This window comes from Pseudomonas sp. R28(2017) (genome assembly GCF_002112505.1).
In the GTDB taxonomy this organism is placed as follows: domain Bacteria; phylum Pseudomonadota; class Gammaproteobacteria; order Pseudomonadales; family Pseudomonadaceae; genus Aquipseudomonas.
Window position 1 is genome coordinate 347,725 of the sequence record NZ_NEHW01000001.1, and the last position, 24,366, is coordinate 372,090.

The following is a 24,366-nucleotide window of genomic DNA, read 5'->3' on the forward strand; positions in this document are numbered from 1 at the left end:
GGCATCGAAGCAATTAGAGGTTTAGCAGAACGCCATCACCCGAGCGGTCAGGGTTATGCAGGAAACGGACTACTTTCCGACGGGCTGCATGCATCACCCCACGTAAAGCTGGCTCTTGAGCAGGTCGCGGAAGGTCTGAATCAGCGGCTCACGGCTGCGGCCACGGCGAATGATCAGTGAAAATGGCGCCTGATAGCCGAAAGTGGCCGGCGATAGCACACGCAGGTCGCCTTTGTCGGCCCACGCCTGGGCATAGTGCTCAGGCAGGTAGCCAATGTAGGCGCCGGAGAGGATCAGGATCAGCTGCGCCTCCATGCTCTCGACCGTCGCCGCGCTGTGCTTGAAGCCATGCCGGGCAAGCTCGGCCTGGCTCCAGTAGCCGCGCCCGACCATACGCTGCTGGGTCACCACCTGCTCCGGGATGCGCCTTTCGGCAAACAGCGGATGGCGGCTGCTGCAATACAGCCAGTGCTGCTCGCGGTACAGCGGTTGATAAAGCAGGCCGCTCATGCGCGAGGAGAACGCGCCAATGGCCAGGTCCAGGCGATTGTCCTGCACCCCCAGCTGCAGTTCGTACGGGCTGGATACCGACAGGTGCAGGTGCACGGCGGGGTGCTCCTGGCTGTAGGCGCCGATCACCTCGGCCAGTGGCAGCGCGCGGTCGCCCACGGTGGAGTCGATCACGCCGAGGTTGAGCGTGCCGCGCAGCTCGCCCTTGAGCGCTGCGGCGTATTGCTCGAAACCATCCAGCTCGGCCAGCAGGCGCAGCGTCTCCTGGTGGAACAGTTCACCCTTGCTGGTCAGGCTGAAACCGCCACGGCCCCGGTGGCACAAGACGATACCCAAGGCGCCTTCGAGCTGGCTCATGTAGGTACTGATGGCCGAGGTCGACAGGTTGAGCTCGCGCTGGGCATTGGCGAACCCCTGGTGGCGCACCACGCTGACGAAGATGCGCAGCAGTTTCAGATCGGGCAAGGTCGAGGCCATGGTGCAACGGTTCCGCAGGGTATTTTCCGCGCAGTCTACCCGCTTCGGCGGCCTTTAGTTCAGAAAATCCTGAAGTAAGTATTTGCCGGTAGCGATTTTTCCCACGCACTACCTTCAGCAGACTTGGCCGAAATGTCCCTGCCCGCCGGCATGACCACAGTTGAAAGGCGCGCGGCGGCACAGGTTCGAACAACCAGAACAATCGACCGACTGATGAGGCCCACCGTGGACAAGATTCTCCACCAACCACTGGGCGGCAACGAAATGCCGCGTTTCGGCGGCATCGCCACCATGCTCCGTCTCCCCCACCTGCAAACCGCCGAAGGCCTGGACGCCGCGTTCATTGGCGTGCCCCTGGACATCGGCACCTCGCTGCGCTCCGGCACCCGTTTCGGCCCGCGCCAGATCCGCGCCGAATCGGTGATGATCCGCCCGTACAACATGGCCACCGGTGCCGCCCCGTTCGACTCGCTGTCGGTTGCAGACATCGGTGACGTGGCCATCAACACCTTCAACCTGCTCGATGCCGTGCGCATCATCGAAGAAGCCTACGACGAGATCGTCGAGCACAATGTCATCCCGCTGACCCTCGGTGGCGACCACACCATCACCCTGCCGATCCTGCGCGCCCTGCACAAGAAGCACGGCAAGATCGGCCTGGTGCACATCGACGCCCACGCCGACGTCAACGACCACATGTTCGGCGAGAAGATCGCCCACGGCACCACCTTCCGCCGCGCCGTGGAAGAGGGCCTGCTCGATTGCGACCGCGTGGTGCAGATCGGCCTGCGCGCCCAGGGCTATACCGCCGACGACTTCAACTGGAGCCGCCGCCAGGGCTTTCGTGTGGTGCAGGCCGAAGAATGCTGGCACAAGTCGCTGGAACCGTTGATGGCCGAAGTGCGCGAAAAGGTCGGCGGTGGCCCGGTATACCTGTCGTTCGACATCGACGGCATCGACCCGGCCTGGGCGCCAGGCACCGGCACCCCGGAAATCGGCGGCTTGACCACCATCCAGGCGATGGAGATCATTCGCGGCTGCCACGGCCTGGACCTGATCGGCTGTGACCTGGTCGAAGTCTCCCCGCCTTACGACACCACCGGCAACACCTCGCTGCTTGGCGCCAACCTGCTGTTCGAGATGCTCTGCGTGCTGCCGGGCGTCGTGCGTCGCTGATACCGCTGCACCCCGGCAGGAGCCATGAGGGAGGGCCATAGAGGCCCGCCAACACAAGACAAGACCGCCGGGCGCCGTGAACACGCCTTGCGGTCGATCTCGCCATAATAAAGATAATCGGGAGACCCCCAATGGCCTTGGACATCATTGTTGTAATGATCTATACCGCCGGCATGCTCGGGCTGGGCTGGTATGGCATGCGGCGCGCAAAAACCCACGAAGACTACCTCGTGGCCGGGCGCAACCTCGGCCCGACCCTGTACATGGGCACCATGGCCACCACCGTGCTCGGCGGCGCATCCACCGTTGGCACCGTGCGCCTGGGCTACGTCCATGGCATTTCCGGCTTCTGGCTGTGTGCCGCCCTGGGCCTGGGCATCATCGCCCTCAACCTGTTCCTCGCCAAACCGTTGCTGCGCCTGAAGATCTTCACCGTCACCCAGGTGCTGGAGCGCCGTTACAACCCGATGGCCCGCCAGGCCAGTGCGGCGATCATGCTGGCCTATGCGCTGATGATCGGCGTGACCTCGACCCTGGCCATGGCAACCGTGCTGCAAGTACTGCTCGACCTGCCCTTCTGGGCGTCGCTGCTGCTCGGCGGCGGCGTGGTGGTGGTCTATTCGACCATCGGTGGCATGTGGTCGCTGACCCTCACCGACATCGTCCAGTTCGTGATCAAGACCGTTGGCCTGATGTTCATCCTGCTGCCGATCTGCCTGTACAAGGCCGGTGGCTGGGATAGCCTGGTGGCCAAACTGCCGGCGGCCAGCTTCAGCTGGACCACCATCGGCTGGGACACCATCATCACCTACTTCCTGATCTACTTCTTCGGCATCCTGATCGGCCAGGACATCTGGCAGCGGGTCTTCACTGCCCGTGACGAGAAGGTCTGCCAACGCGCCGGCACCACCGCAGGTGTGTACTGCGTGCTGTACGGCTTGGCGTGCGCCCTGATCGGCATGTCCGCCCATGTGCTGATGCCCGACCTGGCCAACCCGAACAATGCGTTTGCCGAGATGATCAAAGGCCAGTTGCCCGATGGCATTCGCGGCCTGCTGATGGCCGCGGCCCTGGCCGCCATGATGTCCACCGCCAGTGCCGGCCTGCTGGCAGCCTCGACCACCCTGACCGAAGACCTGCTGCCCAAGCTGCGTGGCGGCAAGCAGTCGAGCCTGGGCGTCAGCCGCCTGTTCACCCTGATCACCGGCCTGGTGGTGTTGGCCATCGCCCTGGCAGTGAACGATGTGATCAGCGCCCTGACCCTGGCCTACAACCTGCTGGTCGGCGGCATGCTGATCCCGCTGATCGGTGCGATCTTCTGGAAGCGTGCGACCACTGCCGGCGCCATCGCCAGCATGTCGCTGGGCTTTGCCACCGCACTGTTCTTCATGTTCAAGGACGGGCTGGATGCCAACACGCCGATCTACTACAGCCTGGCGGTTGGCCTGGTGAGCTTCGTGCTGGTGAGCGTGCTGTCGCGAAAGCCGGTGGGTGAAGTGAAGCTGGCCTGATCGATCGCATCAGGTTCTTCGCGGGCAAGCCCGCTCCCACAGGATCGCAACGGGCCTTGAAGCCATGCGGTCCCTGTGGGAGCGGGCTTGCCCGCGAAGAGGCCCGCACAGGCGAGGCAAATCTTGCAGAAACAAAAAGGCCGCAGCATCTATGCAGATGCTGCGGCCTTTTGCATTTCAGCGACGACGCGGCTGGCGCTTGCGCTGCTCTTCATCAGTCGGGATCGGCACCGGCTGCAAGGGTGGTGGAATCAGCCCCAAAGCGACGGCCAGGTCGTGGAGCCAGTTGAACATTTGGTTTTTCATAATGCCCCCTTGACGGGTCAGCCTCACGGCAATTCAATCCTGCGATGTTTCATACAGATCATAGTCCGATGTCCTGCACTACGCATGCTCTTGTTCCTACAGATATGGGCTAGTTTGACGCGGATCAAGCGGAAACGGCGCATTCCGACGACTGGTTAATCGTTTCGCTTTGTTGCAAATCGATCCAGGCCTGCAAATTTGCCCCGCGCATTCCCTGGCGCCACATCAGCCAGGTTTCCGCGTGGTCGAATGGCGGCTGCAGGCGATGGGCGCGTACCCGGTCGCGCCCGGGCAGGCTGTCGAGCATGGATTGCGCCATCAAGGCCACCCCCGCACCGGCGATCACGCAGGCCAGCATGCTCTGGTACGACTCGATCTCCATCACGCGCCCCATCGGCGTGTGGTCATGGGCATACCAGGCCTCCAGGCGCATCCGGTAGGAGCAGCCCTGGCGGAAGGTGAACACCGCCTTGCCCGCCACGTCCCTGGCACTGCGCACCGCCGGGTGCTCGGGGCTGGTGATCAGCACCAGCACTTCATCGCACAGCGGCACACCATCCAGCCCGGCCAGGCTCGGCGGGCCGTCCACCAGCGCCGCATCCAGGCGATGGCTGAGCAGGCCTTCAAGCAGATCGCCGCTGGGCGCCGCCTGCACCTGCAGGTTCACCGCCGGGTATTGCTGGTGGTAGCGCGCCAACAGCGCTGGCAAGTGGATGGCGGCGGTGCTGTACATGGTACCGAGCACGAAATCACCGGCCGGCTGACCGCCCTGCACCGCCGCCACGGCTTCGTCGCGTAGCGCCGACAGGCGGTTGGCGTAGTCCAGCAGTACCTTGCCGGCGGGCGACAGCTGCAGGCGCTGGCGTTCACGCAGGAACAGCTCCACCCCCAGCTGCTCCTCGAGCTGGCGCAGGCGCGTCGACAGGTTCGACGGCACCCGATGCAGGCGCTCGGCGGCGCGGGTGACTGAACCTTCCTCGGCCACGGCCTGGAAGATGCGCATTTGGCTGAACTCCATGACATTCTCCAAAACAGAACAACTTGATCATCATTATTCAATTTTAATGAAAGTCAATCCGCCCTAACCTGCCATCCATCGCATTGATTCGCGCAGGAGAGTCCTCATGTCGCCGTTCGTACAACTGCTGGCCAGCGCCGTGGCGCTGATGATGGCCATGGGCATCGGCCGCTTCGCCCTCACCCCGCAACTGCCGCAACTGATCGCCGAAGGCCAGTTCGACCTGACTGCCGCCGGGCTGGTCGCGGCCGCCAACTACCTGGGTTACTTCCTCGGTGCCGTGGACGCCATGTACGCCCGCCGGCCTAACCAGGTAAAACTGCGCCTGCACGGTGGCCTGTGGCTGTGCGTGCTGCTGACGCTGGCCTCCTGGGCTGCGGACGGCTTCTGGAGCCACCTGCTGCTGCGCTTCGGTACCGGCGTGGCCAGTGCCTGGGTGCTGGTGATGATCACCAGCCTCAGCCAGCAGGTGGCCAATGCCCATAGCCGTCAGCGCCTCGGGGCACTGGTGTTCGCCGGGCCTGGATTGGGCATTGCGCTGACCGGGTTGCTGGCATTGGTTGCACACCTGCTGGGGCTGGGTTCGGCGGCATTGTGGCTGGTCTATGCCGTTGCGGCGCTGGTCATGCTGCTGGCCGTAAGCCCCTGGCTGCCTCGCGCCCTGCAACCTGCCGTGCTGCCCGCCACCTCGCAGCCTGGCCCGACCCGCAGCGTCGGCATCGGCCGCCTGGGCCTGGTCTACGCCTTGTACGGCGTGGGTTACATCCTGCCGGCGACCTTCCTGTCGCAGATGGCCAACCAACAGTTTGGCGGCAACTGGATGGCCGACCTGTTCTGGCCAGCGTTTGGCCTGGCGGCAGCGCTGGGTGTGGTGCTGGTGAGCCTGCGCCGGGCCGGCCGCACTTCGGCCTGGCTGACGGTCACCCTGTGGTTGCAAGGGTTAGGGGTACTGGCCTGCCTGATGGGCGGTGGCGTTGGCCTGGCGCTGGGCGTGGTGCTGTGCGGCGGGCCCTTCCTGGCGTGCATGCAACTGGTGATGCAGCGCTCGCGGGAACTGGCACCGCATGCCACGCAGCGCAATGCCGGGCTGCTGACCGCGTGCTTTGCCCTCGGGCAGTTGAGCGGGCCGCTGCTGGCGGCGCTGAGCAACCATTACAGCGGGAGCCTGCAGCCGGCGCTGGTGCTGGCTGCGGCGGGATTTGGAGTGGCAGGCGTGCTGATTCTGACCAGCGTACGAAGCCGTCAGGGTTGCCAGGCGGCAACCCGAACAGCCTGAAATTTAGAGGTTTTCAGTACCGGCCCTTTCGCGGGCAAGCCCGCTCCCACAGGGTCACCACAGTTCCAAGGTCTGTGCTGATCCTGTGGGAACGGGCTTGCCCGCGAAAGGGCCGGTACTGGCAAACTTCAACCGACAAACTTGCGCAATTGCTGCTTCACCCATGGCTCGGCACTCACCAGGATCACGCCCAGCAGCACCATCACCGCCCCAACCACGAAATTCAGGCTCAACGGCTCACCCAACAGCACAACGCCAAAGGTCACCCCGAACAATGGCGTGATGAACGAAAACACCGCCAGGTTGGAAGCCAGGTACTTGCGCAGCAGCCAGAACCAGGTCAGGTAGCTGATGAACGACACCACGATCCCCTGGAACAGTACGCTGCTCACCGCCAGCGGCGTCAATGTCACATCGCCAATCTGCCCGCTGACCAGAGCGATCAGCAGCAAACCGGCAAAACCTACCGCCAACTGATAGAACAAGGTCAGGGTCGCCGGTGCCTCCGAAAGGCGCGAGCCACGTACCACCACCGTGGTCGCACCCCAGGCCAGCCCGGCAAGCACGCCAAAGGCATCGCCCAGCAGCATGCGCCCATCCAGCTCGGCGAACGACAGCCCCCCCGCAAATGCCATCGCAATCCCGGCAAAGGCCAGCAAGATACCCAGCCACTGCAACAAGCGCAGCCGCTCGCTGGGCAACATGAAGTGCAGCCCCAGCGCCGTGAACACTGGCGCGGTATAGAGGAACACCGACATGTGCGCCGCCGAGGTCAGCTTCAACCCCTCGGCGATGAACAGAAACTCCAGCCCGAACAGGCCACCGGCCACGAGCCCAGCTCGCCAGGTGTTGCCCACCTGCTCCCAGCCACCGCGCCAGCAGATCATCAACCCTACCAGCAGCGCGGCAACGCAGTTACGCAAGGCTGCCTGCATCACCGGCGCGATATCCACTGCCGCCGTCTTGATCAGCACCTGCTGGCAGCCCCAGATCAGGCACAGGCCCAGCATCACCTGGAAGGCAAAGGCATCGGGGTTCTTGCGGGCCGCGCTCATGGGCGGGCCTTTTGGGTGATCGAGGGCATCGGCAACGGCTCGGCAGTATTCAAGGAGTACCGATTATCGGGTCTCCCGGCCTGCCCTTGCCAGCCTCAAAACGACCTCAAGCGATCTGTGCCTTGGCCGAGACCTGTTCGAAGGTGGTCTCGTCCAGCCCGTCCTCCTGTTCATCCAGCACCTGGCGCGGGTGCTCGAAGCCCGGAATGCTGCTGTCTATCAGGCTAAGCAAGCGCGAGCCGCGCTCGGTGAGCACGAAATTCTCGCCATTACCGCCATCTTCCTGCGGCCGGCTCTCGATGAAACCGCGCTCGAACAGCAGCTTTTCATATTCACAGGCACGGGTCTTGAGGTGGTCCAGGTCACCCACTTGCTGGCCTTTGGCAGCCAGTGCCGCAGCATGCTGCTCGGCATAGGGGCGTGGCGTGAAGCTGTGACCGGCGCCGTTCTGCACTTCGTGCAGCAAACGCTCGATCAGGTCCCAGTCGTAGGTGCTGCTCATGGAGATGGCCTCCTGCTGTGGACGAAGGGGGTACACAAGTTGGGACCTATCGGCAGGCAGGAGTGTTCCAAAAGTTATCTAGTCACGAACCTTGCCGATTTGGGCTGCGACAGAATCCGGAACTGGAAAGGCATGACGCAAGGTCGCTCACATCAGGTAACAGGAGGCAAAAGGTAGAAACTATTTGCTGTATCCCACGAATGTATTTTATAAACTACATTCGCCCGATGAAAAAATTCGAATCCAGCAGTTTCAGAAAATGGGTGGTCGGGCTTCGAGATGCCAATGCGAGGGTCAGGATCATCTCTCGCATCAACCGGCTTGTGGAAGGCATGCCAGGCGACGTCTCACCCGTTGGCCAAGGTATCAGTGAACTGAGGATTCACTATGGTCCGGGTTACCGGGTGTACTTTCACCAATCGGGCGATACGTGGGTGATTCTGCTTTGTGGTGGTGACAAGAGTAGCCAACCAAGAGACATCAGGGCTGCCCACCAGATTCTGCGTTCGTGGAGGATGCAAAATGACTGAGAAATTCTTCGAGTTCGATCCAGCGGATTACCTCACCACACCTGAGGCAATAGCGCATTTCATGACAGATGCGCTGGAGACGGGCGATGCTGGCTACGTTGCGAAAGCCGTCGGCGTCGTGGCACGGGCCAAGGGAATGAGTGAGTTGGCAAAAGAGACTGGCCTTTCACGTGAACAGCTTTATCGCTCGTTCAGCGAGCATGGCAACCCAACTCTCAAATCCTTTCTGGCAGTAATGAAGGCACTGGGCATAGATATGGCGGCCAAACCTCACCTTGCCCATTGAGCATCAGCTATTTTTCACCAGGTAATTGATAAACAACCGAAACAACTCCGCATTCCCGGCAATCCCCAACCGCTGCCAGATATTGTGCCTGTGCACCTTCACCGTCCCCTCCGAGATCCCCAGTTCGCGGGAGATCGACTGGCTGCTGTGCCCCTGCAGGATCAGCTTGGCCACATGCCGCTGGGTTTCGGTCAGCTGGCCCTGGAGGATGTCAACGAAGGCATCTTCCAGCTGGCTGTCCGATTCCTGCGGGTCGGCCAGGTCGTCGGCATGGGCCAGGCGCAGGTGCTGGCTGAAAATGGCATCGATCACCGGCGTCAGTGCCGCCAGCCGCTGTGCTTCTTCAACCTCGAACGCGCCTTTGTCCAGGCCGCGCATCAGCGAATAAACCAGCGCAGTACGTTGCCGCACCGGGACGATAAAGCCGATTTCCTCGATCAGGCTGCCGTGGTGCGAAGACACGCAGGGGTGGATGTCGTGGGAGATGGAAAAGCCCGAAGCGAAAAAACTGTCCGGGGCCAGTTCGCTCATGCGCCACAGGCCGGATGGGTGGTGGTTGGTGCAGGCGACATAGAACGGGTCAAGCAGGTAACCACCGCGCAGGTAGGCCTTGAGCGTACGCTCGGCCACGCGCTGGTTGTAGCCGTCATGAACCAGCAGCGCTGGCTGGTTGAAACGAAACAGGTAGGCGCAGCTCATGTCGAAATCGACCACGCCCTTGAGCGCGGCGTCGAGGGCCGGGCCCAGGGTGTCGCTGCCGATGCTGCGGATGACCGCGCCCAGGCGGTCGGCGTTGTCGCTGTTCATGGCGATGGCCTGTGCGGTGTGGAAAGAAAACGCGAATGCCGCCCGGCTGTAAAAGCCCGAGCGGCATTGAACGATGACGGGCCCTGTCAGTGCAACGCTGCGCTGGCAGGCAGCAGTTCGCGCTCCTCTTCCTGGCGGCCCAGCTCCAGCGCCTTGGGCACCGCCAGCCAGTAGGCCAGCGCCATGCCCAACAGGCCACCGGCGAGCTTGCCGACGATCAGCGGCCCGATCAGCGTCGGCTGGAAGTTGGCCGAGTAGGCCAGATGGTCACCGAAGGTAAAGGCCGCGCACACGGCGAAGGCGATCACCAGCACCTTGTCCTTCGGCGGCATGTCGGCCACCAGGCGAAACATCGCCAGGATATTGGCCGAAGCGGCGAGGATGCCGGCGGCGCCCACCGGCGACAGGCCCAGCTTCGAGGCCACCTTCTCGATCGGCCGCGACAGGAAACGCTTGATCAGGTAGACCATCGGGAATGCACCGCAGAGCATGATGCCCACATAACCGGCAATCTCCAGGGCACGGAACTGGTCGGCCTTGTCGGCGATGATCGGCGCAAAGCCCCAACCGCCGAACAGCGAAGTGAACGCACCGGTGAAGTACTCGACGATCGAGGCCACCAGCACCAGGGTCACGGCTGCGTACATCAACTGCCCCAGCTTGAGGAACAGGCTGACCATCAGGTTGGGGAAGTAGCGCAGTGCCGCCGCCAGCGCCACGCAGAACAGGATCAGCGGCGACAGGTTGCGCAGCAGGGTCGGCAAGGTGAAGTGCAGCGCCTGGGTCGCGGCGCCTGCCGTGGCGATGTCCGGGCGCACACCCAGGCCCATGGCCTGCATGCCCATGGCGATGAACACGATGCTGATCGGGATGCTCAGCAGCCCGGCCATGATCCCTAAGGCCATGTACTTGTGGTCGGCCTTGTTGAGCATGGCCAGGCCCACCGGGATGACGAAGATCACCGTCGAACCGCACTGGAACCCGGTGATCAGGCCAAGGATCCAGCCTTCCGGGCTGTTCGACAGCGCCTGGGCCAGTTGGTAGCCACCCAGGTCCGAAGCGATGAAGATCGGCCCGGCGATACCCGCATCGGCACCCATGGCTAGGAACAGCGGGCCGATGACCTGGCTGATGAAGCTGGAGATGAATGGGATAGCGGCCATGATCCCTGCCACTGGGATGAAGATCGGACCGATGCTGTGCAAGCCGGCGGTGAATTCTTTGGCCAGCTCGGATTCTGCATTGACGATCGATGCGATTGCGCCGATCACGGCGCACACCATGATCACGTAGATGACGTAAGTGCCTATGTTTTCCATCTGCTGCCTCTGTCTTGTTGGAATTGGCTTGGGGGCAGAATTGAAGGGTGCTGCTTATCGTTGTTGTTGAGGGCCGACAGCGGGCTGCCGGCCAGGTATCACATGGCGGTGTAGGCGTTATCGACGAACAGGTGCGAGCCACTGACGAAGCTCGACTCGTCGCTGGCCAGGAACAGCGCGGCATTGGCCACCTCGGCCGGGTCGCACAGGCGCCCCTGCATGGTCTTGATCGCCTCGTCGGAAGCATCCACGCCATAACCGCGCAGCAGGTCGAGCTCGCGACGCCCATGGGCGGTGCCGATGAAGCCTGGGCAAATGGCGTTGCTGCGGATGTTCTGGTCGCGGTATTCCACGGCCAGGGCGCGGGCGAACATGTGGCAGGCGCCCTTGGTGGTGCAATACAGCACCTCCATCGGCGTGCCGACCACGGCGGAAATCGACGACGTGCAGATCACACTGCCACCGCCTGCGGCGAGCATGCCCGGCAGTACCGCCTTGGTGACCAGGAACATGCTCTTGACGTTGACGTTCATCAGCCGGTCCCAGTCGGCTTCGCTGGTTTCCAGGAACGGGCCGGCGGCGATGATGCCGGCGTGGTTCATCAGCACGGTGATCGGCCCGAAATGCGCCTGGCCCTGGGCCACGGCACGGTGCACCTGATCGGCCTGGGACACATCGGCGGCGACGAACAGCGCCTGGCCGCCACCCTCATTGATGCGCGCAGCCACGGCCTCGCCCTGGCTGGTCGGCAAGTCGAGGATCACCACCTTGGCGCCCTCGGCGGCGAACAGCTCCGATGCCGCCAGGCCACAACCGCCCGCGCCGCCGGTAATCAGTGCCACCTTGCCCTTCAATCGATCCATGGGTGTGTTCCTCGGTTGTCGTGTTTGTGGGTTCAAACTAGAGCCGAGGGGGATCGCGGTAAATATACCCAGGGGTATAGCCACCGGTCGTTGCCGCTGAACTTACCGCTTGCCAGGCGCCTCCACCGGGCATCACCACCGCCGGAGGTAGAAAGGATGAAACCGCTGCTGCGCATCGCCTGTGCCACCGCCCTGTGCTGCGCCCTGCCCGCCTGGGCCTGCACGCCGGAAGAAGCGACACAGAAACGTGAGGAGCTGGCCGGGCTGGTCAGTCAGCTGACCGAGCAGAACCCGCAGAAGGCCAAGGAGATCAATGATGAGCTCCAGGGGATGGAGCTGGGGACGGCGAGCAAGGACTTGCCCGACAAGTGTCAGTTGATCGACAAGCGGATCAAGGAATTGAAACAAGCGGAGAAAAAAGCTGAATAGGTGTTGGCTTCTTCGCGGGCAAGCCCGCTCCCACAAATTCATCACAGACTCGAATCCTGTGCTGTCCCTGTGGGAGCGGCCTTGCCCGCGAAAAGACCAACCGCGCTGCTGAACGTTACTCAGCCGCCGGCTTGCGCTTCTTCAGCGGTGCCAGGCCGTCGGAACTGGCCAGCGGCGCATTAGGACGTGGCTTGCCGGTCGGCTTGCGCTTGGCAGCGGCCTTCTTCTCGCCAGTCTTCTTGTCGACCTTCTTCTTCTTGGCACCCACCGCCTTGCCCGAGGCCTTGACCTTCTTCGGCCCGCTGTAGGTGCCCTTCACTTCCTTGATCACCCGGCGCTCGAACTGCTGCTTGAGGTAGCGCTCGATGCTGGACATCAGATTCCAGTCATTGTGGGTGATCAGCGAGATCGCCAGGCCTTCACCACCGGCACGGCCGGTGCGGCCCACACGGTGCACGTACTCGTCGCCGCTGCGTGGCATGTCGAAGTTGATCACCAGGTCCAGGCCGTCGATGTCCAGGCCGCGGGCCGCCACGTCGGTGGCCACCAGCACCTTGGAGCTGCCCTGCTTGAAGCGCTCGATGGCCAGCTTGCGGTCCTTCTGGTCCTTCTCGCCATGCAGCACGAAGGCCTTCACGTCCTTGGCCACCAGGTGGCCGTAGATGCGGTCGGCCAGGGCGCGGGTGTTGGTGAAGATGATCGCCTTGTCGAAGGTCTCGTTAGCCAGCAGCCACTGCACGATCTGCTCTTTGTGCTGGTCGTGGTCGGCGGTGATGATCTGCTGGCGGGTGCCTTCGGCCAACTGCGAGACACTGTTGAGCATCAGGTGCTCAGGGTCTTTCAGGACCTTGCCGATGATGTCGCGCAGGGCCGCGCCGCCGGTGGTGGCGGAGAACAGCAGGGTCTGCTCGCGGTTCTCGCACTCCTTGCACAGGCGCTCCATGTCTTCGGCGAAGCCCATGTCGAGCATGCGGTCGGCTTCGTCGAGGATCATCACCTGCACGTGGGACAGGTCGAGGTTGCCGGCGTTGAGATGCTCGAGCAGGCGGCCCGGGGTGCCGATCAGCACGTCCGGCACCTTGCGCAGCATGGCGGCCTGTTCCTTGAAGTCTTCACCGCCGGTGACCAGGCCCGCCTTGATGTAGGTGAACTGCGAGAACAGCTGCACTTGCTTGAGGGTCTGCTGGGCCAGCTCGCGGGTCGGCAGCAGGATCAACGAGCGGATCTCTACCCGCCCGCCTTTCAGGTCGACCAGGCGGTTGAGCAGCGGCAGGACGAACGCCGCGGTCTTGCCGCTGCCCGTCTGCGCGGTCACGCGCAGGTCACGCCCTTGCAGGGCCAGGGGGATGGCCGCGGCCTGCACCGGGGTTGGCTCGACAAATTTAAGCTCGGCCACGGCTTTAAGCAGGCGTTCGTGCAGGGCGAATTGGGAGAACACGGAGGTAACCTCAGGCAAGTGCGGGAAATTCAGTTGCATAGGGTAACGTTTTCTGCCGCCTTAGCCGAATTTCTTTTAGCAACTTTCTCGCCATCCGCGCTCTAATGGCGCTTCGTTTCGCTGCAATAGACCGGTTTACAAGCTTATGGACATCCAACGCATCTGGCGTGACAGCCTCGACCTGTGGGGCACCCTCGACCAACATCCACTGCTCCACGCCGCCATCGGCCTGGCGGTGCTGCTGCTGATTTCCCTGGTCCTCGGCCGCCTGGCGCGCTTTCTGGTGCTGCACAGCGCGCGCCTGCTGGCCCGGCAGGCGGCGCTGAAGTGGCTCGACGACCTGCGCCATAACAAGGTGTTCCACCGCCTGGCCCAGACCATCCCGTCGCTGGTGATCCAGTTCGGCCTGAAGCTGGTGCCGGAACTGTCCGACACCGCCCAGCATTTCCTCGGCAATGTCGCCCTGGCCTTCACCCTGCTGTTCATGACCATGGCCCTGTCGTGCCTGCTCGATGCCCTGCTGGACATCTACGCCCGCACCGAACACGCCCGCACCCGCTCGATCAAGGGCTACGTGCAGCTGGCCAAGATGATGCTGTGGATCTTCGCCTCGATCGTCATCGTCGCCACCCTGATCGACCGTTCGCCGCTGTTGCTGTTGTCGGGCCTGGGTGCGATGTCGGCGGTGCTGCTGTTGGTGTACAAGGACACGCTGCTGTCGTTCGTCGCCAGTGTGCAGCTGACCAGCAACGACATGCTGCACGTGGGAGACTGGATCGAAATGCCGCAGGTCGGCGCCGATGGCGATGTGGTGGACATCACCCTGCACACGGTCAAAGTCCAGAATTTCGATAAAACCATTGTTTCGATCCCCACCTGGCGCCTGATGAGCGAATCGTTCCGCAACTACCGCGGCATGCAGCAATCGGGCGGGCGGCGGATCAAGCGCAGCCTGTTCATCGACGCGGCCGGCGTGCGCTTTCTCACCCCCGACGAGGAACAGCGCCTGAGCCAGGTGAGCCTGCTGGGCGACTACCTGGCCGGCAAGCGCCAGGAACTGCTGGCCTGGAACGAGGCGCTGGGGCCGGTGCCCGAACTGTCGGCGAACCGCCGCAAGCTGACCAATATAGGCACCTTCCGGGCGTTTGCCCTGGCCTACCTGAAGAACCACCCCAACGTGCACCCGAACATGACCTGCATGGTGCGACAGATGCAGACCACCGCCGAAGGCGTGCCGCTGGAGATCTACTGCTTTACCACCACCACGGCGTGGGCGGAGTACGAGCGGATTCAGGGGGATATCTTCGATTACCTGCTGGCGGTGTTGCCGGAGTTTGGGCTGAGTCTGTATCAGCAGCCGAGTGGCAATGACATGCGGGTGGGGTTGGCTGGGCGCACTTCAGAGGCTGTGCCGCGGCGGCTGGAAGAGATGAGTGAGATCTGAGATTGCCGGGGCCGCTTTGCGGCCCATCGCAGGCAAGCCAGCTCCCATAGGTATTTCGCAAGTCTTGAGAACTGTGCAAAACCTGTGGGAGCGGGCTTGCCCGCGAAGAGGCCGGCAGCTACCTCTCATAACCCAGCAGGTATAGCAGCCCGTTCAGGCCACCAGGGTAGCCGCGATCGACAATTTCAATGGGTTTTCATCATGCCCAATTCAGCATCATCGAGCAGTGCCTTGGCCAAGGCGCAAAGGTAATGCGAGGCCCAGAGAAGCTGAGGTTTGTCCTCCATCAGGCCGTCGATGGACAGGTCGCGGGCATAGCCCATTAGCTCTGAGGCTTGTTCACGGGCGCTCTGACAAGGAATACCGGGCTTGATCCTGAAGAGTGGGTGTGTCTGGGAGGCTTGAGATTGCCGGGGCTGCGTTGCAGCCCCTTCCCACTCAAGGTCGAGTCGTATTACTGGTTGCCAAAAGCGGTTTGCTTTCGCGAGCGTTAACCATGCAGTACAACGCGCCGGCCAGGATCAAGCCCATCGCCCAGCTGATGTCCGCCCCCAGCCACTCGGCCACGAAGCCCGTGTAGAACGACAGCTTCATGAACGGAATGGTCCCGATGATCGCTACGGCATACACCGCCAGGCTTCGACGATTAAAGCAGCCGTAACGCCCCTTGGCGTCATACAGTGCCCCCACGTCATACTGGCCTCGGCACACCCAGTAGTAATCCACCAGGTTGATCGCGCTCCATGGAATCAACAGGTACAGCTGGCCGATCAGGATGTCGGCAAAGAACGTATCGAAATTGTACTGGGTCGCGATGGCGATCAGCGTTGCTGCAGCGGTCAGCCCAGCCATCACCAGGGCCTTGGCAGTTGCGGTCACGTGCCTGATGGTCTTGAAGGCGCCGAAGATCGTGACCGACGACATGTAGGCGCTATACAGGCACAACACGTTGTACTGGATCACCCCCAGCGCAATCACAGCCAGTGCCAACGCCGCCCAGGGGCCAAACAAGCCGGCAATGGCGGTCGCAGGGTCATGCCCCAGTGCCGAGGGTAATTGCACGGCCACCAGCGCGCCCAATGCCATCATGGCGAAGGAACCCAGCGCACAACCGCAATAGGTGGCCCAGAAGGTGGCGCGAGGGTTGACGTTGGCCGGGAGGTACCGCGAATAATCGGCCACATAGGGGCCATACCCCAGCGTCCACGAGGCGGCCTGGGCAACGATCAGGTTGAAGGCGGTGAATGAAAAGCCCGTGCTTACTGCCGCTGTGCCTGTCAGGTCGCCGGGGTGCAGCAGGATCAGCACCAGGGCGCCGGCAAAGACCAAGGTCGACAGCAGGCTCATCCACGCCCCCAGGCGGTGGATCAGTTCGTAGCCAACAAAGCCGATGATGAAGGTCAGCACGCCGACCACCACGATGGCCTGGCCATCACTCATGGGCACCAGCGCCTGCACGGCATTGCGCATCAGCACACCGCTGGCGGCAAGGAACAGTACAGCGGCCGTGACCATCACCAGCAAAGGCAGCGCCGCACCATGGACACCGAACTGGGCACGGCTCTGGATCATCTGTGGCACGCCCAGGTGCGGCCCTTGGGCGGAGTGCGCAGCCATGAACACGGTGCCGATCAGGTTACCGACCAACAAGCCCAGCAAGGTCCAGCCGAAACTCAGCCCCGACGCAGCGCCCAGGGTGCCGACCATCAGTGCGGTTATCTGGAAGTTGGAGCTGAACCAGATGGTGAACAATCGTTTAGGCGTGCCATAACGCTCAGCGTGTGGGACGAATTCGATACTTCGCGTTTCTAGCTTCACGCCGGTCTCCGATTTCATTTTCACGATTATCGGGTAGGCATGGGCCGGGTTTGGGTTCATTAACGAACGCGCCATAGCTAGCTGCGTCATGCCTTGCTTGATAACGTCAGGCTGCCCAGGCGGCCCATCCACACCGACGCCAGGATCACCGCCCCGCCGATGAGGCCGGCAGCTACCCCGCATACCCCAGCAGGTATAGCAGCCCGGTCAGGGTCATCAACGAGGCCACGGTCGACAACAAAATCGTCCGTGAGATCAGCCCTGCCTCGCGGTTGTAGTACTCCGCCAGCATGAACGGCCCGGTGCCGGTCGGCAGCGCTGCCAGCAACACCGCCGAGGCCGCCCACATGGGCGGCAGGCTGAATACCTTGAACGCCAGCACCCAGGTCAGCGCCGGTTGCCCGACCAGCTTCAGCGCCACCAGCGGCCAAGGGCTGGCTTGCGAACCGGTGCGCTTCTCGGCCAGGAACGCCCCAAGCGAGATCAGCGCGCACGGCGTGGTCGCCAGCGCGAGCATGTCGAGAAAATGCATCACCGGCTCGGCCAGCCCCAACCCGCCCATGGCCCAGGCGGCCCCTGCCACCGGCGCAATCACCAGCGGGTTCTTCGCCAGCGCCTTGCTCACCAGCAGGATGGCCCGGCCGATCTGCCGCTCTTCCTGCAGGCCGATCTCGATCAGCGTCAGGGAAATCGCGAACACCAGGCAGACCACGATCAACGACGAGATCAGCGCTGGCTGCAGGCCTGGCTGGCCGAACAACAGCAGGCACAGAGGAATGCCGATGTAACCGGTGTTGGCATAACCGGCGCTGAGCCCGTCGATGCTCGCCGCCACCAGGCCGTGGCCGCTGTACAGGCGCCAGGCCAGGGTCACGACGAACATCGCCAGCGCCCCGGCACCGAAAGCGACAATGAACCCCGGGTGCCAGATCTCGCTCCAGGTCGACGTGGCGGTGACCTTGAACAGCAGCGCCGGCAGGCACAGCCAGACCACCATCTTGTTGATCTCGGCGGCGGCCTTGTCACCGAGCTTGTTGGTCTTGCGGCACAGGAAGCCAACCAGGATCAGAGCGAAGATTGGCGCGACGATGACGAAAATGGTGTGCATCTCAGGCCTTGCCCGCCACGACGGCCTGCCCGCGTTTGCCCAGACGGCTCAGCCACACAGAGGCCAGGATGATCGCGCCACCGAGCAACAGCCGCCCCAGTGGCTCGTCGCGGTTCCAGATCAGCAGGTTCAGCAACAGCCCCACGGGCACATGCAGGTTGTTCATCACCGCCAGCGTGGCGCCAGAGACCAGGCACGCGCCCTTGTTCCACCAGTACAGGCCCAGGGCCGTCGGGCACAGGCCGAGGAACAGCAGCACCAGCCATTGCACGTCGGTGCTCGGCAGGTGCTGGGCGTTGCCGAACAGCAGGAACGCCGGCAGCACCACGATCAACGCACCCAGGTAGAAGTAGCCGAAACGTTTGTAATGCGGCAAGTCGCTGGGATGGCGGGCGACCAGGTGACGGTACAGCACCTGGCCGGCGGCGTAGGTGAAGTTCGCCAGCTGCAGCAACAGGAAGCCGATGAAGAAGTCACCGCTGATGCTGTCGAAACGGATCACGCCCGCCCCCGCCACCGCCACCAGGGCCGCGAGCAGCGCCCAGGGGTTGAAGCGCCGGTTCAGGGCGTCCTCGATCAAGGTCACATGCAACGGCGTGAGGATGGTGAACAGCAGCACTTCCGGCACGGTCAGCACACGGAAACTCAGGTACAGGCAGACGTAGGTGATGCCGTATTGCAACGCGCCGATCAGCAGCATCGAGCGCAGGAAGCGTGGCTCGACCTGGCGCCAGCGGGTCAGCGGCAGGAACACCAGGCCCGCCAGCACCACGCGCGCGAGCACGGCGAAATAGCTGTCGACGTGCCCGGCCAGGTACTCGCCGATCAGGCTGAAGGAAAACGCCTGGATCAGCGCGACAATTATCAGGTAGCCCATGGTTGCCTCTCGTAAATCAAGGGCGCGACCTTAGCGGGTTGCGGCCTTGGAGTTCAACCATGAGGAATGTGGGGGCTGCGCCGGCCCTTTCGCGGGCAAGCCCGCTCCCACAGGGATATCACCGGATTCAGATCTTGCGCTGTACCTGTGGGAGCGGGCTTGCCCGCGAAAGGGCCGGTACAGGCAACCACAAAATCCCGGGAATAAAAAAGCCCGGCCATCAGGCCGGGCAGGTACACCCAAAGGAGCAGAAACAGGTGTCAGGGATGGGAATTCGTTGAACCTCAGGCCACTGCGGCCAGCTTGGCCTTGGCCTGGTTCAGGCCTTTTTCGTGGAACTCGCCGCTCATGTTCAGGCCTTCTGCATGGATGAAGTCGACATCGTGGATACCGATGAAGGCCATCACCTGGCGCAGGTACGGTTCCTGATGGTCGCTGGTGGCGCCGGCATGGATGCCGCCGCGGGCGGTCAGGACGATGGCGCGCTTGCCGGTGAGCAGGCCTTGCGGGCCGGTCGGGGTGTACTTGAAGGTGATGCCGGCGCGCAGCACGTGGTCCAGCCAGGCCTTGAGGGTGCTGGGGATGGTGAAGTTGTACATCGGCGCGGCCATCACCAGCACGTCGGCTGCCAGCACTTCATCGGTCAGCTCGTTGGAGCGGGCCAGGGCCTCCAGTTCAGCGGCGCTGCGCTGTTCTTCAGGCTTCATCCAGCCACCGAGCAGGTTGGCATCCAGGTGCGGCACCGGGTTCACCGCCAGGTCACGTACGGTGATCGCGTCGGCCGGGTGCGCCGCCTGCCACTGCTGGATGAAATCACGGGTCAGCTGACGGGAAACGGAATCCTGCTGGCGGGCGCTGCTTTCGATGATCAGTACGCGGGACATGGGGTGCCTCCATCGGCAAAAAAGGGTTGCGATTCGATGGAGGTGAGATTAAGGCTTGACCTATCGATAAAAAAGCGTAAAAAGTGGGTTCAATCTATCGATTAATCCGTTTCATTGCGCTTTGCAGTCCAGCGCGATGCGCAGCTTGATGATCTGCCGATTGAAATTGGCCGTCACATCGACGCTTTTACCGGCCGGCACGTTGACCCGGCGCACCCGCGGCGCCTCGGGCCCGTTGCGGAAAGTCACCTTGCAGGCCGCCGGCACTTGCCCATAGTTGTTCAGGGTAATGGAACCGATGTCGTAGGCGGTGTCGTAGGTGGTGTAGTCCAGCTTGACCCCGGCCAGGTCCTTCTCCACGTCGATGGGGTAAGCCATGGCCCCAAGGGGCAGGCACATCAGTATTGCCGCACAACATTTCTTCATGGGGCGCTCTCCTTGAAAGAGCGCAGCTTAGGACAACAGGAGCCAAACATGAAAGCGCCGCGCGTGACCCTGGATCAGTGGCGGACCCTGCAGGCAGTGGTCGACCATGGCGGGTTTGCCCAGGCCGCCGAAGCCCTGCACCGTTCGCAGTCTTCGGTCAGCTACACCGTGGCGCGCATGCAGGAGCAACTGGGTGTGCCGCTGTTGCGCATCGATGGCCGCAAGGCCGTGCTGACCGAGGCCGGCAACGTGTTGCTGCGCCGCTCGCGGCACCTGGTCAAGCAAGCCAGCCAGCTGGAAGACCTGGCGCATCACATGGAGCAAGGCTGGGAGGCCGAGGTGCGCCTGGTGGTCGATGCGGCCTACCCCAGCGCCCGCCTGGTGCGTGCCCTGGCCGCGTTCATGCCGCAAAGCCGCGGTTGCCGGGTGCGCCTGCGTGAAGAGGTGCTGTCCGGCGTCGAGGAAGTGATGCACGAAGGTATCGCCGACCTGGCCATCAGCAGCTACAGCATCGGTGGTTACCTGGGCACCGAACTGAGCTCGGTGGAGTTCGTCGCGGTCGCACACCCAGAGCACAGCCTGCACCGGCTGGGCCGGGAAATCACCTTCCAGGACCTGGAAAGCCAGTTGCAGGTGGTGATCCGCGACTCTGGCCGCGCCCAGCCGCGCGATGTCGGCTGGCTCGGCGCCGAGCAGCGCTGGACGGTCGGCAGCCTGGGCACCGCCACCACCTTTGTCGGCAGCGGCCTGGGCTTTGCCTGGTTGCCACGGCACATGATCGAACGCGAGCTGCACGACGGCGTGCTGAAGCCGTTGCCACTCGATCAGGGTGGCAGCCGCCACCCACTGTTCTACCTTTATTCGAGCAAAGAGAAGACCTTGGGCCCGGCCACGCAGATTCTCATCGACCTGCTGCGCAATTTCGACACTGCGCCACTGGACGTGCCCTTCGCAGCCCCCCCACAAGCTTGAGAGGACCGCGCCCATGGCCTATTTCGAACATGAAGGATGCTCGCTGCATTATCAGGAACATGGCCAGGGCGAGCCCCTGGTGCTGCTGCACGGCCTGGGCTCCAGCAGCCAGGACTGGGAGCTGCAGGTACCCGAACTGAGCCGCCACTACCGGGTGATCCTCATGGACATCCGCGGCCACGGGCGCTCCGACAAGCCCCGCGACGGTTACCAGATCGCCACCTTCAGCGAAGACCTGCTGGCCCTGCTCGAACACCTGCAGACTGGCCCGGTGCACTTCGTCGGCCTGTCCATGGGCGGCATGGTCGGGTTCCAGTTCGCGGTCGATCACCCGCAATGGCTGCGCAGCCTGTGCATCGTCAACAGCGCCCCCGAGGTCAAGCGCCGCACCCGCAGCGACTGGTTGTGGTGGCTCAAGCGCTGGGGCCTGGCGCGCATCCTCAGCGTCGAGACGGTCGGCCAGGGCCTGGCCGCACGGCTGTTCCCCAAACCGGGGCAAGCCGAACTGCGCAAGAAGATGGCCGAACGCTGGGCACGCAATGACAAACGTGCCTACCTCAAGAGCTTCGATGCCATCGTCGACTGGGGCGTGCAGGAACGCATCGGGCAGATTCGCTGTCCCACGCTGGTGATTGCCGCCGACCACGATTACACCCCGATACACCTGAAGGAGCGTTACGTCGCCCTGATGCCCCACGCCAGGCTGGTGGTCATCGACGATTCCCGGCACGCTACCCCCCTCGATCAACCCGAGGTCTTCAACCAGACCCTGCTGCAGTTCCTCGCAGCCGCTTCCACCTCTCAAGGATCATTGAGCCCATGCTGAAAAAACTCCTGCTCACCGCCTGCTCGGTCGCCTTCGCCACCAGCGTCATGGCCTCCGACAAGACCCCGCACGTACTGCTGGACACCAGCTTCGGCCAGGTCGAAATCGAGCTCAACGCCGAGAAGGCACCGATCAGTACCAAGAACTTCCTGCAGTACGTCGACAGCGGCTTCTACAACAACACCATCTTCCACCGGGTGATCCCGGGCTTCATGGTCCAGGGCGGCGGCTTCACCGAGCAGATGGTGCAGAAAGACACCCAGGCCCCGATCAAAAACGAGGCCAGCAACGGCCTGCAGAACACCCGTGGCACCCTGTCGATGGCGCGCACCTCCAACCCGAACTCGGCCACCAGCCAGTTCTTCATCAACGTCGCCGACAACGACTTCCTCAACCCGGGCCGCGACGCCGGTTACGCCGTGTTCGGCAAAGTGACCAAGGGCATGGAAGTGGTCGACCAGATCGTCAATTCGCCTACCACCGTGAAGAAGGGCATGCGCGACGTGCCGACCGACCCGGTGTTCATCAAGTCCGCCAAACGCATCGACTGACTGCTGGTTTCACAGGGACGTGAAACCTTCCGGGGTCGGGTAGCACAGGAGTCTTGTCACCCATGCTGTACCGCCGTTTCGAGCAACTGATCGACATCTTCCGCGACGCGCCCAGCGAGTCGCCGCCCGGCCAGGTCTGGCCGTTCTACCTGTACTACCTGCGCCAGGTCTGGCCAAGCTTTCTCGCCCTACTGGTGGTCGGCCTGTTCGCCTCGCTGATCGAGGTGGCGATGTTCAGCTACCTGAGCCGCATCATCGACCTGGCCCAGGGCACGCCCAATGCCAATTTCTTCAGCGAGCACAGCGGCGAGCTCATCTGGATGCTGGTGGTGATCCTGCTGCTGCGGCCGGTGTTCTTCGGCCTGCACGACCTGCTGGTGCACCAGACCATCAACCCCGGCATGACCAGCCTGATCCGCTGGCAGAACCACACCTATGTGCTCAAGCAGAGCCTGAACTTCTTCCAGAGCGACTTCGCCGGGCGCATCGCCCAGCGCATCATGCAGACCGGCAACTCGCTGCGCGACTCCGCGGTGCAGGCGGTGGATGCGCTGTGGCATGTGCTGATCTACGCCGTCACCTCGCTGGTGCTGTTCGCCGAGGCCGACTGGCGCCTGATGCTGCCGCTGCTGCTGTGGATCATCGGTTACATCGCCGCGCTGTACTACTTCGTGCCGCGGGTGAAGGAGCGTTCGGTGATTTCCTCCGACGCCCGTTCCAAGCTGATGGGGCGGATCGTCGATGGCTACACCAACATCGCCACCCTCAAGCTGTTCGCCCACACCGACTACGAGCAGCAGTACGCCCGCGAAGCGATCCGTGAGCAGACCGAGAAAACCCAGCTGGCGGCACGCGTGGTCACCAGCATGGACGTGGTCATCACCACCCTCAACGGTCTGCTGGTGGTCACCACCACCGGTTTGGCGCTGTGGCTGTGGAGCCAGTCGCTGATCACTGTCGGTGCCATTGCCCTGGCCACCGGGCTGGTGATTCGCATCGTCAACATGTCGGGCTGGATCATGTGGGTGGTCAACGGCATCTTCGAGAACATCGGCATGGTCCAGGACGGCCTGCAGACCATTGCCCAACCGGTCACCGTCACCGACAAGCCCCAGGCGCCGCCCCTGAAGGTCAGCCGCGGCGCCGTGCGCTTCGACGATGTGGACTTCCACTATGGCAAGGCCGCCAACGTGATCGAAGGGCTCAACCTGGACATCCGTCCGGGCGAGAAGATCGGCCTGATCGGCCCGTCCGGCGCCGGCAAGTCGACCCTGGTCAACCTGCTGTTGCGCCTGTACGACGTGCAGGGCGGGCGCATCCTGATCGACGGCCAGGACATCGCCGAGGTCAGCCAGGCCAGCCTGCGCGCACAGATCGGCATGATCACCCAGGACACCTCACTGCTGCACCGCTCGATCCGCGACAACCTGCTGTACGGCCGCCCCGGCGCCAGTGACGCGGCACTGCACGAGGCCGTGCGCCGGGCACGGGCCGACGAGTTCATCCCGCAGTTGTCGGATGCCCAGGGCCGCACCGGCTTCGATGCCCATGTCGGCGAGCGTGGCGTGAAACTGTCGGGCGGCCAGCGCCAGCGCATCGCGATTGCCCGGGTGCTGCTGAAGAATGCACCGATCCTGATCATGGACGAAGCCACTTCAGCGCTGGACTCGGAGGTCGAGGCGGCGATTCAGGAAAGCCTGGAGACGCTGATGCAGGGCAAGACCGTGATCGCCATCGCCCACCGGCTGTCGACCATCGCCCGGATGGACCGTTTGGTGGTGCTGGACAAAGGGCGGATCGTCGAAAGTGGCAGCCACAGCGAGCTGCTGGAGCAGCAAGGGCTGTATGCCCGTTTGTGGCATCACCAGACCGGGGGCTTTGTCGGGGTCGACTGAATCCTGTACCGGCCTCTTCGCGGGCACGCCCGCTCCCACAGGGACCGCACAAGTCTCAGGGG

Annotated in this window: 26 protein-coding genes; 11 read left to right on the top strand and 15 right to left on the bottom strand. The window is 63.2% G+C overall.

The window, feature by feature from the left end:
• Window positions 1–93 precede the first annotated feature (93 nt).
• Window positions 94–987, bottom strand: a complete 894-nt coding sequence (locus CAF78_RS01535; RefSeq protein WP_027918723.1) for a LysR family transcriptional regulator — start codon at window positions 985–987, stop codon at window positions 94–96.
• A 225-nt stretch (window positions 988–1,212) separates the two neighbouring features.
• Here CAF78_RS01535 and speB point away from each other — a divergent pair, with 225 nt between their 5' ends.
• Together speB and CAF78_RS01545 are read left to right on the top strand one after the other, a co-directional pair.
• Entirely contained in the window at window positions 1,213–2,163 is a 951-nt protein-coding gene (speB, locus tag CAF78_RS01540) for an agmatinase (protein WP_085675813.1), read from the top strand.
• A gap of 131 nt (window positions 2,164–2,294) precedes the next feature.
• Window positions 2,295–3,674, top strand: a complete 1,380-nt coding sequence (locus tag CAF78_RS01545; protein ID WP_085675812.1) for a sodium:solute symporter — start codon at window positions 2,295–2,297, stop codon at window positions 3,672–3,674.
• A 177-nt stretch (window positions 3,675–3,851) separates the two neighbouring features.
• On the opposite strand, the gene CAF78_RS28890 is transcribed toward CAF78_RS01545, so the two are convergent.
• The gene (locus CAF78_RS28890; protein WP_256215799.1) at window positions 3,852–3,980 is read right to left on the bottom strand and encodes a PA1414 family protein; all 129 of its coding nucleotides are present in this window, start codon (window positions 3,978–3,980) and stop codon (window positions 3,852–3,854) included.
• Window positions 3,981–4,104: 124 nt separating this feature from the next.
• Window positions 4,105–4,998: a LysR family transcriptional regulator gene (locus CAF78_RS01550; protein WP_085675811.1), complete on the bottom strand. Its 894-nt coding sequence runs from the start codon at window positions 4,996–4,998 to the stop codon at window positions 4,105–4,107.
• Between the two features lie 106 nt (window positions 4,999–5,104).
• On the opposite strand from CAF78_RS01550, the gene CAF78_RS01555 reads away from it, so the two are divergent.
• Entirely contained in the window at window positions 5,105–6,274 is a 1,170-nt protein-coding gene (locus tag CAF78_RS01555) for an MFS transporter (protein ID WP_085675810.1), read from the top strand.
• Window positions 6,275–6,402: 128 nt separating this feature from the next.
• Here the strand turns inward: CAF78_RS01555 and CAF78_RS01560 are convergent, their stop codons facing one another.
• On the bottom strand, window positions 6,403–7,329 hold the full coding sequence (locus CAF78_RS01560) for a DMT family transporter (RefSeq protein WP_085675809.1): 927 nt from the start codon (window positions 7,327–7,329) through the stop codon (window positions 6,403–6,405).
• A gap of 106 nt (window positions 7,330–7,435) precedes the next feature.
• Window positions 7,436–7,831, bottom strand: coding sequence for a transcriptional regulator (locus CAF78_RS01565; RefSeq protein WP_085675808.1), 396 nt, complete (start codon window positions 7,829–7,831; stop codon window positions 7,436–7,438).
• Window positions 7,832–8,058: 227 nt separating this feature from the next.
• On the opposite strand from CAF78_RS01565, the gene CAF78_RS01570 reads away from it, so the two are divergent.
• Complete coding sequence (locus tag CAF78_RS01570; RefSeq protein ID WP_085675919.1) at window positions 8,059–8,361, top strand: type II toxin-antitoxin system RelE/ParE family toxin; 303 nt, start codon at window positions 8,059–8,061, stop codon at window positions 8,359–8,361.
• Complete coding sequence (locus CAF78_RS01575) at window positions 8,354–8,647, top strand: addiction module antidote protein (RefSeq protein WP_085675807.1); 294 nt, start codon at window positions 8,354–8,356, stop codon at window positions 8,645–8,647. Before CAF78_RS01570 ends, CAF78_RS01575 begins: the two co-directional genes overlap by 8 nt.
• 3 nt (window positions 8,648–8,650) lie before the next feature.
• On the opposite strand, the gene CAF78_RS01580 is transcribed toward CAF78_RS01575, so the two are convergent.
• From CAF78_RS01580 to CAF78_RS01590, 3 genes are all read right to left on the bottom strand, one after another.
• Window positions 8,651–9,454: a LuxR C-terminal-related transcriptional regulator gene (locus CAF78_RS01580; RefSeq protein ID WP_085675806.1), complete on the bottom strand. Its 804-nt coding sequence runs from the start codon at window positions 9,452–9,454 to the stop codon at window positions 8,651–8,653.
• Window positions 9,455–9,540: 86 nt separating this feature from the next.
• Window positions 9,541–10,773, bottom strand: a complete 1,233-nt coding sequence (eutH, locus tag CAF78_RS01585) for an ethanolamine utilization protein EutH (protein WP_085675805.1) — start codon at window positions 10,771–10,773, stop codon at window positions 9,541–9,543.
• A gap of 98 nt (window positions 10,774–10,871) precedes the next feature.
• Window positions 10,872–11,636: an SDR family NAD(P)-dependent oxidoreductase gene (locus CAF78_RS01590; protein ID WP_085675804.1), complete on the bottom strand. Its 765-nt coding sequence runs from the start codon at window positions 11,634–11,636 to the stop codon at window positions 10,872–10,874.
• 156 nt (window positions 11,637–11,792) lie between these two features.
• Here CAF78_RS01590 and CAF78_RS01595 point away from each other — a divergent pair, with 156 nt between their 5' ends.
• Complete coding sequence (locus CAF78_RS01595) at window positions 11,793–12,065, top strand: hypothetical protein (protein ID WP_054885677.1); 273 nt, start codon at window positions 11,793–11,795, stop codon at window positions 12,063–12,065.
• A 115-nt stretch (window positions 12,066–12,180) separates the two neighbouring features.
• Here the strand turns inward: CAF78_RS01595 and CAF78_RS01600 are convergent, their stop codons facing one another.
• The gene (locus CAF78_RS01600) at window positions 12,181–13,542 is read right to left on the bottom strand and encodes a DEAD/DEAH box helicase (protein WP_085675803.1); all 1,362 of its coding nucleotides are present in this window, start codon (window positions 13,540–13,542) and stop codon (window positions 12,181–12,183) included.
• 106 nt (window positions 13,543–13,648) lie between these two features.
• Here CAF78_RS01600 and CAF78_RS01605 point away from each other — a divergent pair, with 106 nt between their 5' ends.
• Window positions 13,649–14,947, top strand: coding sequence for a mechanosensitive ion channel family protein (locus CAF78_RS01605; protein WP_085675802.1), 1,299 nt, complete (start codon window positions 13,649–13,651; stop codon window positions 14,945–14,947).
• A 185-nt stretch (window positions 14,948–15,132) separates the two neighbouring features.
• Here the strand turns inward: CAF78_RS01605 and CAF78_RS01610 are convergent, their stop codons facing one another.
• The 6 genes from CAF78_RS01610 to CAF78_RS01635 all read right to left on the bottom strand — a co-directional run bounded on the left by CAF78_RS01610 (window position 15,133) and on the right by CAF78_RS01635 (window position 20,060).
• Window positions 15,133–15,402 (bottom strand): DUF3077 domain-containing protein, encoded by a 270-nt coding sequence (locus CAF78_RS01610; RefSeq protein ID WP_085675801.1) that lies wholly within the window; start codon window positions 15,400–15,402, stop codon window positions 15,133–15,135.
• Window positions 15,386–16,765, bottom strand: a complete 1,380-nt coding sequence (locus CAF78_RS01615) for a cytosine permease (protein WP_085675918.1) — start codon at window positions 16,763–16,765, stop codon at window positions 15,386–15,388. The genes CAF78_RS01610 and CAF78_RS01615 overlap by 17 nt, the downstream gene beginning before the upstream one ends.
• A 172-nt stretch (window positions 16,766–16,937) precedes the next feature.
• Complete coding sequence (locus tag CAF78_RS01620; protein WP_085675800.1) at window positions 16,938–17,873, bottom strand: AEC family transporter; 936 nt, start codon at window positions 17,871–17,873, stop codon at window positions 16,938–16,940.
• Between the two features lies 1 nt (window position 17,874).
• Entirely contained in the window at window positions 17,875–18,750 is an 876-nt protein-coding gene (locus CAF78_RS01625) for a carboxylate/amino acid/amine transporter (RefSeq protein ID WP_085675799.1), read from the bottom strand.
• Window positions 18,751–19,034: 284 nt separating this feature from the next.
• The gene (locus CAF78_RS01630; protein WP_085675798.1) at window positions 19,035–19,634 is read right to left on the bottom strand and encodes an FMN-dependent NADH-azoreductase; all 600 of its coding nucleotides are present in this window, start codon (window positions 19,632–19,634) and stop codon (window positions 19,035–19,037) included.
• Between the two features lie 111 nt (window positions 19,635–19,745).
• Window positions 19,746–20,060, bottom strand: a complete 315-nt coding sequence (locus tag CAF78_RS01635; protein WP_085675797.1) for a 3-phosphoglycerate kinase — start codon at window positions 20,058–20,060, stop codon at window positions 19,746–19,748.
• A 48-nt stretch (window positions 20,061–20,108) separates the two neighbouring features.
• On the opposite strand from CAF78_RS01635, the gene CAF78_RS01640 reads away from it, so the two are divergent.
• From CAF78_RS01640 to CAF78_RS01655, 4 genes are all read left to right on the top strand, one after another.
• Window positions 20,109–21,032 (top strand): LysR family transcriptional regulator, encoded by a 924-nt coding sequence (locus tag CAF78_RS01640; RefSeq protein ID WP_060510424.1) that lies wholly within the window; start codon window positions 20,109–20,111, stop codon window positions 21,030–21,032.
• A 13-nt stretch (window positions 21,033–21,045) separates the two neighbouring features.
• Window positions 21,046–21,858, top strand: coding sequence for an alpha/beta fold hydrolase (locus CAF78_RS01645; protein ID WP_085675796.1), 813 nt, complete (start codon window positions 21,046–21,048; stop codon window positions 21,856–21,858).
• Window positions 21,852–22,409: a peptidylprolyl isomerase gene (locus tag CAF78_RS01650; protein WP_085675795.1), complete on the top strand. Its 558-nt coding sequence runs from the start codon at window positions 21,852–21,854 to the stop codon at window positions 22,407–22,409. The genes CAF78_RS01645 and CAF78_RS01650 overlap by 7 nt, the downstream gene beginning before the upstream one ends.
• Before the next feature lie 62 nt (window positions 22,410–22,471).
• Window positions 22,472–24,304: an ABC transporter ATP-binding protein gene (locus CAF78_RS01655; RefSeq protein WP_085675794.1), complete on the top strand. Its 1,833-nt coding sequence runs from the start codon at window positions 22,472–22,474 to the stop codon at window positions 24,302–24,304.
• The last annotated feature ends 62 nt before the right edge of the window (window positions 24,305–24,366 follow it).

Coding starts and splice junctions, on each gene's coding strand:
- CAF78_RS01550 (WP_085675811.1), bottom strand. CDS start 4,998: ATGGAGTTCAGCCAAATGCGCATCTTCCAGGCCGTGGCCGAGGAAGGT.
- CAF78_RS01595 (WP_054885677.1), top strand. CDS start 11,793: ATGAAACCGCTGCTGCGCATCGCCTGTGCCACCGCCCTGTGCTGCGCC.
- CAF78_RS01630 (WP_085675798.1), bottom strand. CDS start 19,634: ATGTCCCGCGTACTGATCATCGAAAGCAGCGCCCGCCAGCAGGATTCC.
- CAF78_RS01535 (WP_027918723.1), bottom strand. CDS start 987: ATGGCCTCGACCTTGCCCGATCTGAAACTGCTGCGCATCTTCGTCAGC.
- CAF78_RS01650 (WP_085675795.1), top strand. CDS start 21,852: ATGCTGAAAAAACTCCTGCTCACCGCCTGCTCGGTCGCCTTCGCCACC.
- eutH (WP_085675805.1), bottom strand. CDS start 10,773: ATGGAAAACATAGGCACTTACGTCATCTACGTGATCATGGTGTGCGCC.
- CAF78_RS01645 (WP_085675796.1), top strand. CDS start 21,046: ATGGCCTATTTCGAACATGAAGGATGCTCGCTGCATTATCAGGAACAT.
- CAF78_RS01580 (WP_085675806.1), bottom strand. CDS start 9,454: ATGAACAGCGACAACGCCGACCGCCTGGGCGCGGTCATCCGCAGCATC.
- CAF78_RS01545 (WP_085675812.1), top strand. CDS start 2,295: ATGGCCTTGGACATCATTGTTGTAATGATCTATACCGCCGGCATGCTC.
- CAF78_RS01635 (WP_085675797.1), bottom strand. CDS start 20,060: ATGAAGAAATGTTGTGCGGCAATACTGATGTGCCTGCCCCTTGGGGCC.
- CAF78_RS01655 (WP_085675794.1), top strand. CDS start 22,472: ATGCTGTACCGCCGTTTCGAGCAACTGATCGACATCTTCCGCGACGCG.
- CAF78_RS01600 (WP_085675803.1), bottom strand. CDS start 13,542: ATGCAACTGAATTTCCCGCACTTGCCTGAGGTTACCTCCGTGTTCTCC.
- CAF78_RS01620 (WP_085675800.1), bottom strand. CDS start 17,873: ATGCACACCATTTTCGTCATCGTCGCGCCAATCTTCGCTCTGATCCTG.
- CAF78_RS01640 (WP_060510424.1), top strand. CDS start 20,109: ATGAAAGCGCCGCGCGTGACCCTGGATCAGTGGCGGACCCTGCAGGCA.
- CAF78_RS01555 (WP_085675810.1), top strand. CDS start 5,105: ATGTCGCCGTTCGTACAACTGCTGGCCAGCGCCGTGGCGCTGATGATG.
- CAF78_RS01560 (WP_085675809.1), bottom strand. CDS start 7,329: ATGAGCGCGGCCCGCAAGAACCCCGATGCCTTTGCCTTCCAGGTGATG.
- CAF78_RS01625 (WP_085675799.1), bottom strand. CDS start 18,750: ATGGGCTACCTGATAATTGTCGCGCTGATCCAGGCGTTTTCCTTCAGC.
- CAF78_RS01570 (WP_085675919.1), top strand. CDS start 8,059: ATGAAAAAATTCGAATCCAGCAGTTTCAGAAAATGGGTGGTCGGGCTT.
- CAF78_RS01605 (WP_085675802.1), top strand. CDS start 13,649: ATGGACATCCAACGCATCTGGCGTGACAGCCTCGACCTGTGGGGCACC.
- CAF78_RS28890 (WP_256215799.1), bottom strand. CDS start 3,980: ATGAAAAACCAAATGTTCAACTGGCTCCACGACCTGGCCGTCGCTTTG.
- CAF78_RS01565 (WP_085675808.1), bottom strand. CDS start 7,831: ATGAGCAGCACCTACGACTGGGACCTGATCGAGCGTTTGCTGCACGAA.
- CAF78_RS01575 (WP_085675807.1), top strand. CDS start 8,354: ATGACTGAGAAATTCTTCGAGTTCGATCCAGCGGATTACCTCACCACA.
- CAF78_RS01590 (WP_085675804.1), bottom strand. CDS start 11,636: ATGGATCGATTGAAGGGCAAGGTGGCACTGATTACCGGCGGCGCGGGC.